Annotated in this window: 9 protein-coding genes; 6 read left to right on the top strand and 3 right to left on the bottom strand. The window is 65.4% G+C overall.

Annotated features, from left to right (window positions below; genetic code table 11):
* Positions 1–11: 11 nt before the first annotated feature.
* From dpdA to AOK11_RS22595, 3 genes are read right to left on the bottom strand one after another with little or no spacing between them, the layout of a single operon-like run.
* Positions 12–1,232 carry a tRNA-guanine transglycosylase DpdA gene (gene dpdA / locus AOK11_RS22585; protein WP_055595555.1) on the bottom strand — a complete coding sequence of 407 codons (1,221 nt, stop codon included), beginning with the start codon at positions 1,230–1,232 and terminating at the stop codon, positions 12–14.
* Entirely contained in the window at positions 1,229–2,350 is a 1,122-nt protein-coding gene (gene dbpB, locus AOK11_RS22590) for a DGQHR domain-containing protein DpdB (protein WP_240497448.1), read from the bottom strand. The genes dpdA and dbpB overlap by 4 nt, the downstream gene beginning before the upstream one ends.
* Positions 2,351–2,361: 11 nt before the next feature.
* Positions 2,362–3,255 carry a cysteine hydrolase family protein gene (locus AOK11_RS22595; protein ID WP_055595557.1) on the bottom strand — a complete coding sequence of 298 codons (894 nt, stop codon included), beginning with the start codon at positions 3,253–3,255 and terminating at the stop codon, positions 2,362–2,364.
* Positions 3,256–3,378: 123 nt separating this feature from the next.
* Between AOK11_RS22595 and queC the strand changes: the two genes are divergently transcribed.
* The 6 genes from queC (at position 3,379) to AOK11_RS22625 (ending at position 7,488) form a co-directional block, all read left to right on the top strand.
* Complete coding sequence (gene queC / locus AOK11_RS22600) at positions 3,379–4,074, top strand: 7-cyano-7-deazaguanine synthase QueC (protein WP_055595558.1); 696 nt, start codon at positions 3,379–3,381, stop codon at positions 4,072–4,074.
* A gap of 2 nt (positions 4,075–4,076) precedes the next feature.
* Positions 4,077–4,712, top strand: coding sequence for a 7-carboxy-7-deazaguanine synthase (gene queE / locus AOK11_RS22605; RefSeq protein WP_055595559.1), 636 nt, complete (start codon positions 4,077–4,079; stop codon positions 4,710–4,712).
* The gene (gene queD / locus AOK11_RS22610; protein ID WP_055595560.1) at positions 4,712–5,068 is read left to right on the top strand and encodes a 6-carboxytetrahydropterin synthase QueD; all 357 of its coding nucleotides are present in this window, start codon (positions 4,712–4,714) and stop codon (positions 5,066–5,068) included. Before queE ends, queD begins: the two co-directional genes overlap by 1 nt.
* A 2-nt stretch (positions 5,069–5,070) precedes the next feature.
* Positions 5,071–5,844, top strand: a complete 774-nt coding sequence (locus tag AOK11_RS22615; RefSeq protein ID WP_055595561.1) for a GTP cyclohydrolase I FolE2 — start codon at positions 5,071–5,073, stop codon at positions 5,842–5,844.
* Positions 5,845–6,394: 550 nt separating this feature from the next.
* Positions 6,395–6,910: a VUT family protein gene (locus tag AOK11_RS22620; RefSeq protein WP_055595562.1), complete on the top strand. Its 516-nt coding sequence runs from the start codon at positions 6,395–6,397 to the stop codon at positions 6,908–6,910.
* A 224-nt stretch (positions 6,911–7,134) separates the two neighbouring features.
* Positions 7,135–7,488: a hypothetical protein gene (locus AOK11_RS22625; protein WP_055595563.1), complete on the top strand. Its 354-nt coding sequence runs from the start codon at positions 7,135–7,137 to the stop codon at positions 7,486–7,488.
* Positions 7,489–7,654 lie beyond the last annotated feature (166 nt).

The raw sequence follows: 7,654 nt of genomic DNA on the forward strand, positions 1-7,654 counted from the left end.
AAGGAAGCATTTTACCCGAAGGTGAGTCTTCGCATTTTCGCTTCGAGTACGGTCAGATTATGGAATCCGCGGCGCTTATTGCGCTCACTCCCCCGGAATATCACGATCTCGATGCCGTGTTTCTTGCACAGTGCGCAGGGGCAGGTGCGCCAGGGCGCGTCATTCAGGGTGCGCTTATAGAGTTCCAGATAGCTCTTCTTTTTCGGCCCAAGCACGAGGGATTCGTAAGCCGCAAGAACGGTCAGGACGTCCTCTACGGAGGTTTCCTTGGCATCGAATTCTCGCAGGGCACGCAGGCATGCCCGTTCGGCGATGATGGCTTCGGCCTGCGACACGTTTCCGGAGAGGATGAGCCGTTTGAGGGCGGGGTTTCCGTCAACTTGGGGGACTCTGATGGCCGTGTAGGAGTCGGTGGCCGTGTGGTAGTTGTTGCGGTCGTCCATGAAGGCCTGGCGGAAGGCGGAGGTGCTGTCGAAACTGGTCACGCCGTGGCGGGCGAACTGCTCCATGCTGTCGACTCGGTTGATGCCGAGGAGATGCAGTTGTGTTTCCGGGGAGCGGATGTCATCGATCGCACGCAGACAGGAAAGGATTTCGTGTGATTTGAGGGGGACCATGCCACCCAGGGCGATGCGCCGGTATCCCATTTTCTGCAACTGCTTCACGCTGTGCGCGTAGCTTTGCGGGCCCCAACCCTGTGCAGCGCCGACCGGTTCGAAGTGCGTGCCTGATTTTTGTGCTGCGGCGATGAATTCTTCGGCGAGTTCCAGGGAGATCTGCTGTCGGGTGATCCAGGCGTCTTCGGGTTGTGCATCGGAGTCTTCGGGAATGTATCCGAAGATGATGTGGTCGATGCTGATGCCAGCGTCGAATCCGCAGCGGCCGTAGAAGTCGAGGACTTCGTCCACTTCGTAGGGCGGGCGCTCTTCGTCGATGTAGTTGAAGGCGCCGCAGTCGCCGATGGTGGAGCAGGGTTCGGGGAGGCGGAAGAAGTTCCTGACGCCCAGGCGGTAGAAGCGCTCGCGCTGCGGGGAGGAGTACTTTCCCGCTCCCTTCACGGATCCGTCGACGACCGCCTTGCTGACGAGGATCCCGTCGTAGGGGATCGGCGTCACGGCCTGGTGAGCGTAGACGTCGTCGCGTTGGCGGACTCGGTAGGGCGAGTACTCGTCGTTGACGAAGTCGTAGGTGGGGCTCACCAGGTCCTGGCTGTCAGGGAAATAGAATTTCACGCGGCTTTTGCCTTTTCCTGCACATAGATACGGAGGAGGTAGTTCGAGAGGGTTGAGATGTGGCGCGGATTGTTCTGGAGTTCGTTCCAGGGGATGTTCAGGTCCGGCCAGCGCCCTTCAGTCCAGCGGCAGTGCGGTGCGATCAGGGCGAGTTCGGCGCGCGCCTGCTCGAGTGCGTGGGGGGAGGCGGGAGGAATGGCCATCATCACGCGGTCCATGAGGCGCCCCATGGAGCGGATACCCACTCCGTGCATCAGCCGACTGCGGGTCGCGGGCAGGCCCCATGCTTCGGGGAAGGTGTCGCGGACGGCGCTCCAGTAAATGACGAGGATCTGCCGGATGGTGGCGGTGTCGACGGTGCCGTTGGAAAGGTTTTTGTAGGGGAAGAAGGCGCCGGATGGGGAGTTGAGGGATTCCTGGATGGCGGTGGTGAGGCTGTTGTCGGTGACGACGGCCTCCGTTTTTTGCTCGACGGAGGTGGAGGGGCGGCGCACCAGTCCGCGAAAGGGCGAGTCTTTGTCGTGGTTGAGGGCTTCGACCAGGACCGAGGGGAGTTTGCGGGCGGAGAGTTTGGTGGGCAGGACCGTGCCGACTTCGGGGAGCAGTTCGGTGACGAGGTTGGTCGGCAGCGGGGAGACGGTGTTCACGCGCAGGAACTGGTCTCGCTGGGTCTCGAGGTCTTCGGCGACGAAGCCAGCGATGGTCACGGCCAGGCGGGTGTTACGCGTGCGAGCTAGGGCGAGGCTGCGCTGCTGGCCGTCGACGATCCAGGCCGGCCGGGGGGCGTCGGGGGAATCCGGCAGCGGGATCTCCAGGGTGCCGGAGGTGCACAGGCCGTCGCTACTGCTGGGGCCGGGGCTGGACTTGAAGCGCACGTCGGAGGGCAGGGCGAGGATCAGTCCGTTGGGGAAGAGGACTTCGTCGCCGTCGAGGTATTCCAGGATCTGCTTGACGTGCTGTTTCTTCTCGGGGCGCTGGTAGCCGATGAGCCTGCCGGCTTCGTCCCGAGAGATCCGCGCGACGTCGGCGACCTGGTACACCTCTTCGGCCGCCAAGGTGAACACGTACAAAGGGATCGTGGGGTGCTGCTCGATTCGCAGGGCCCGGCGCTTGAGCACAGTGGAAGTCATCAGCGGCCAATCGTTGACGTGTACAGGTCTGCGAAGCGTTTCTGTTCGCAGGCCATCCCCTTGTCTCTGAACAGACGCAGCAGACGGGTACGGGAGGAGCCGGGGTGGAGGTTCTTCATCTCTGTGATGAAGGCGATCACCGTCTCATCGGATACGGGGGTGCGGGCGTAGCGTTCGGGCCGGGCAACCTGCGCGGCCCAGGCGCCCCAACGCGCCTGCCCCTGGGGGCTGATGAGGCGGCCCGGTGTGCAGTGCTCGAGCCAGGAGGCTGCCGTGCGGGTGTTCAGGCTGGTGAGGGTTCCGCCGAGGGCTTGGCGCAGGGCGGCGTTGGCCGGCACCCGCAGTATCCCTTCTACCTCGCAGGCTCCCCCGATCAGCACCGTTTCGGCGCCGGTCGCGGCGAGGCGGTGCAAGTCGCGCTGCATGGCGTGGGCGTAGGTCTCCGATACCACCACCAGGGCTCGTCCGGCGGCGGTCGCGATCTGGGGCAGATCGCCGGTGCCGTCCAACTGCTGCAGGTGTTCCCACCACAAGGATGCCTCAGGGCTGGAGGAAGCCACGGAATCTGCATGTCGTGGCAGGAAAGTCGCGGCATAGGACGGTGCAAGGCTGGAGACTGGCCGCAGGCCCAGGCCGGCCGAGGCTGCATACAGGCGAGGAACGAAACCCGCACGGGTTGCCGCGTCGGTGAGAGCGAGGGCTCGCCGCCACTGATCCCCTTGGTAGAGGTTCTGCAGTGTCGTCGGTCGGCTATCGGCTGTTTGCAGGCGGCGTGCCCATTCTGCGGCTCGCTGCGGCAGGTCGCCGGTGGGCAGGGTGCGCGCCTGCAGGGTCGCGGGGGGCGGTGAGGTCTTTCGGTCCGTGCACGTGACCACGATGGGCAACTCGTTCACTGCGACTCGACCCCTGGCTTCCATAACTCGCGTGTTGTTGTGGTTACTGTAGCCGCTAGTTAGGGGGGTAGGCTGCATCTGCCTCGGCTGAGGAAACTGGACTGCAGATAAGGGAGTGACAGCATGGACCGTCCCGCGATCGTGTTGCTGAGCGGCGGCCTGGACTCGACCACGGTGCTGGCCATCGCCAAGGACCAGGGCTTCACTCCCTACGCGCTCAGCTTCCGCTACGGCCAGCGGCACAGCATCGAGTTGGAGGCGGCACAGCGTGTGGCGCAGGTCCAGGGTGTGGCCCGGCACGTCATTGCCGACATCGATCTTCGCGTCTTCGGCGGCTCGGCCCTGACGTCGGACATCGAGGTGCCCAAGCACGAAAAGCTGGAGGATGTCGAGGAGGGCGGGGTGCCGATCACGTATGTGCCGGCCCGCAACACGATCTTCCTGTCTTTCGCGCTCGCCTTCGCCGAGACCGTCGGCGCGAGCGACATCTTCACCGGGGTCACGGCCGTGGACTACAGCGGCTACCCCGACTGCCGCCCCGAGTACATGGAGGCCTTCGCCACCATGGCCAACCTGGCCACCCGGGCTGGGGTGGAAGGAACCTCCAAGATGACCCTGCACTCCCCCTTGATCGCGCTGTCCAAAGCCGACATCGTCCGCGAGGGCCTGCGCCTGGGCGTGGACTACTCACTCACCTCCTCCTGCTACGACCCCGACGAGCAGGGCCGGGCCTGCGGCCGGTGCGACACCTGCCTGCTGCGCCTGAAGGGCTTCGCCGAAGCCGGCGTGAAGGACCCCGTCCAATACCAGAGCGCCTGAGCATGACCTACCTGATCAAGGAAATCTTCTACACTCTGCAGGGCGAGGGCAGCCACGCAGGGCGCCCGGCGGTGTTCTGCCGTTTCTCCCGCTGCAACCTGTGGACAGGCCGGGAACGGGACCGTGCCCGTGCCGTCTGCCAGTTCTGCGACACCGACTTCGTCGGCACCGACGGTGAAGGTGGCGGCCGCTTCCGCACCCCGCAGGATCTGGCAGCAGCCGTCGAGGCCGCCTGGCCCAGCACCGACCCGGCCCACCGGTTCGTGGTGTGCACCGGCGGAGAGCCCCTGCTGCAGTTGGATGAGGAAGCCGTCGACGCGCTGCACGAGCGAGGCTTCGAAGTCGCGGTGGAGACCAACGGCACCCGCCCGGCTCCCCGCGGGATCGACTGGCTGTGCGTCAGCCCCAAGATCGGCTCCACCCTGGTCCTCACCCACGGCGACGAACTGAAGTTGGTCTACCCGCAGGCCGGAGGCGACCCCGCCCAGTTCGAAGACCTGGACTTCCACCACTTCCGGCTGCAACCACTGGACGACGCCCACCGCGAAGCCCACACCCGTGCCGCCGTCGAGTACTGCATGAAGAATCCGCGCTGGACACTCTCCCTCCAGACGCACAAGTATCTGGGAATTCAGTAATGGAAATCTTTCGCGAATTCACCTTCGAAGCGGCACACCGACTGCCCCGCGTGCCGGAGGGCCACAAATGCGCGCGCCTGCATGGCCACTCCTACAAGGTGATCGTGCACGTCGAAGCCCCCGTCGACGCAGAACTGGGCTGGGTCATGGACTTCGGCGACATCAAACGCGCCTTCAAGCCCATCGACGCGCAACTCGACCACTATTACCTGAACGACATCGAAGGTCTGGACAATCCCACCAGCGAGAACCTGGCCCGCTGGATCTGGGACCGGCTGATCGACGAGCTTCCCGCACTGTCCGCGATCACCGTGCGGGAAACCTGCACCTCCGGCTGCACCTACCGAGGCGCGTGAGCATGCACGACATCCAAAACGAACCCGACCGCCGAGGCATCGCCATCGACGAAGTGGGCATCAGCGGCCTGCGCTATCCCCTCACCTTCGACGACGGCCACACCCGGCAGCAGGGCATCGCCGACATCAGCGTGACCGTCGGCCTGCAAGCCGACCGGCGCGGCACCCACATGAGCCGCATGATCGCCCTCGTGCACGAGGAAGTCGCCACGCTCACCCCGCAGGAATTGCCCCTCGCCCTCAAACGAGGCCTCACCCTTCTCGACGCCCCGGCTCTCACCCTGACCCTGTCGCTGCCTATCGCCACCTCGGTAACCGCTCCCGCCAGCCGGCAAGAGTCCTGGCAGACCCACGACGTCACCGTCACTGGCCGCATCACCACCTCCGACTGCACGGTCGCCACTGCGGTGACCACGCATGTCACCAGCCTGTGCCCCTGCTCGAAGGCCATCTCCGACTACGGCGCCCACAACCAGCGCAGCGAGATCACCCTGGAGATCACCGGGACCGCGGACGCCCCCTATCCCCTGCCCGTCCACGAGATCGTCGACCTGCTGCGCGCCACCGGCTCCGCCCCCGTCATCCCGCTGATCAAACGGCCCGACGAACGCATCGTCACCATGCAGGCCTACGACCACCCCGTCTTCGTCGAAGACATCATCCGCGACATCAGCCTCACCTGCCGCAACAAAGCACTCACCCATACCGTCACCGCGAAAAACCTCGAAAGCATCCACAGCCACGACGCCATCGCTACCCTCCACCACACCTGCTGACACCCCAACGCGGACTCACCGCTGAAGGCGCCGGGCGCGCCAGTACCGCACGAGAGGTGTCCGTCGCCCGCGCACCGTCACGGCGGCACATGGACACGCAGTGCCACTCAGCGCCCCGCCGCTGCTCCAGGGCTTCGCACGCTCGAAGCAGCCCTGCGCGTTCGGCGCCCCCTTGTCCGGACCCTTGCGGGCAGGGGATCTTGCTCTCCACTGCCACCACGGTGACCCGGATTCGGCAACGGCTAACCGGGGCACCGAGCCAGCCCCGGCTTGTGCGACACCAACTACTACACGGAACTCACAAAACCCCAGGTCACAACCACAATCTGAGGTCTCTACCGAACCCAGGGCGGTTCAGGTCCCGGTGGCCGGACAGAACAGTCAGAAGACAGCCCAGCAGGGCGTCAGTCAGTGCCCGAGCCACGACCGCCGAAACCCGAGTATCAGCGTCGATGTCAGTGCCATGTGGTGAACTGCCCGAGGTTTGTCTCCGCGCCCGTCCGTCGTCAAACAGGGCGCGCTATGCCTCGATCACCACAGAAAGCAGATCGTGAACGTCCCCGCCCGCGCTGGAATCCTCACTCTCCTCGCTTACATCGCGACCATCCCGGCCGCCAACCTCGCTGTCACCCACTTCGGCGTCGTCCCAGTAGGCCTCGGCTACACCGCCCCCGCCGGGGTGTACATGGTCGGCCTCGCCCTCGTACTGCGCGACCTCGCACGAGAAGCCGCAGGACGCGGTGCCGTCCTCACCGCCATAGCCATCGGCACCCTCCTGTCCTACCTCCTGGCCGACCCAAACCTCGCAACCGCCTCCGCGATCGCCTTCGCCGTAGCCGAAACCATGGACTTCGCCGTCTACGAGCCGCTGCGGCAACGCGGACTGCTCCTCGCAATGCTTGCCTCGAACGCTGTCGGCCTGCTCGCCGACAGCCTCCTGTTCCTCCAACTCGCCTTCGACTCCCTCGACTACCTCCCAGGACAGATCCTCGGCAAAACCTGGATGACCCTCGCCGCCGTCACCGCCCTCACCCTGCTACGCCGAACCAAACGCACCCCCGCATAAACCACCTCGAGCACTCACAGTCGCCGGGCCGGCCCACGAGCCGTCAGGAGCACGGCGGGTACAGGCGGATCGACGCCTCAGTCGGCCGCCACCGTGCGGGCATCTACGGCAGTTCGTCGAACTTCGGGAGCGGGAGCCGTTCGCTGCGGTCACGGCGTGCCTGAACCAGACCGGCACCCAGAGCGTCCATACCGGCACCCGAAACCCCGGGGAGCCACCGCATCATGAGCACATTCTCGCTTTCCTGGCAGCCCTGCGGGCACGGCGCGGACCCGGCCAGCGACCCGGTCGGCTGCCGCGACGTTCACGTCCGCGGCCATACCGTGTGCCTGGCCCACCTCACCGACACCGACCGCACCGCGTACCTGACCGGCCTCGCCCCCGGCGCCGACGTAGACCACAGCGGCACCCCCTTCACTCAAGATCTGCTGGAGGCCCTCCTCAGCGCTCTCCACGACCCGTCCACCGGTAAACCCCGCCTCGGCCGCGCCCTGTTTATCGAGGCACAGTTCTTCGGCGACGCCCGATTCATCGGGGCGCAGTTCTCGGAACTTGTCAAGTCAAATGAGACGGTTTAATGCTATGAAGTCTGTAGTGTGCCTTCTGTCTCCGGCTTCGGTTCGTTGATCCAGACCTGGGCGGGTATCGCGGGCGGGGTCGGCCGCCGGGCGAACCGCTCCGGATGTCGGGCGTGGGCCTCGGCCAAGGTGACGGCACGCTGCTCGCGGACCAGGTCCGCGGTGC

The organism is Streptomyces hirsutus (assembly GCF_001418415.1).
Taxonomy (GTDB): domain Bacteria; phylum Actinomycetota; class Actinomycetes; order Streptomycetales; family Streptomycetaceae; genus Streptomyces; species Streptomyces hirsutus.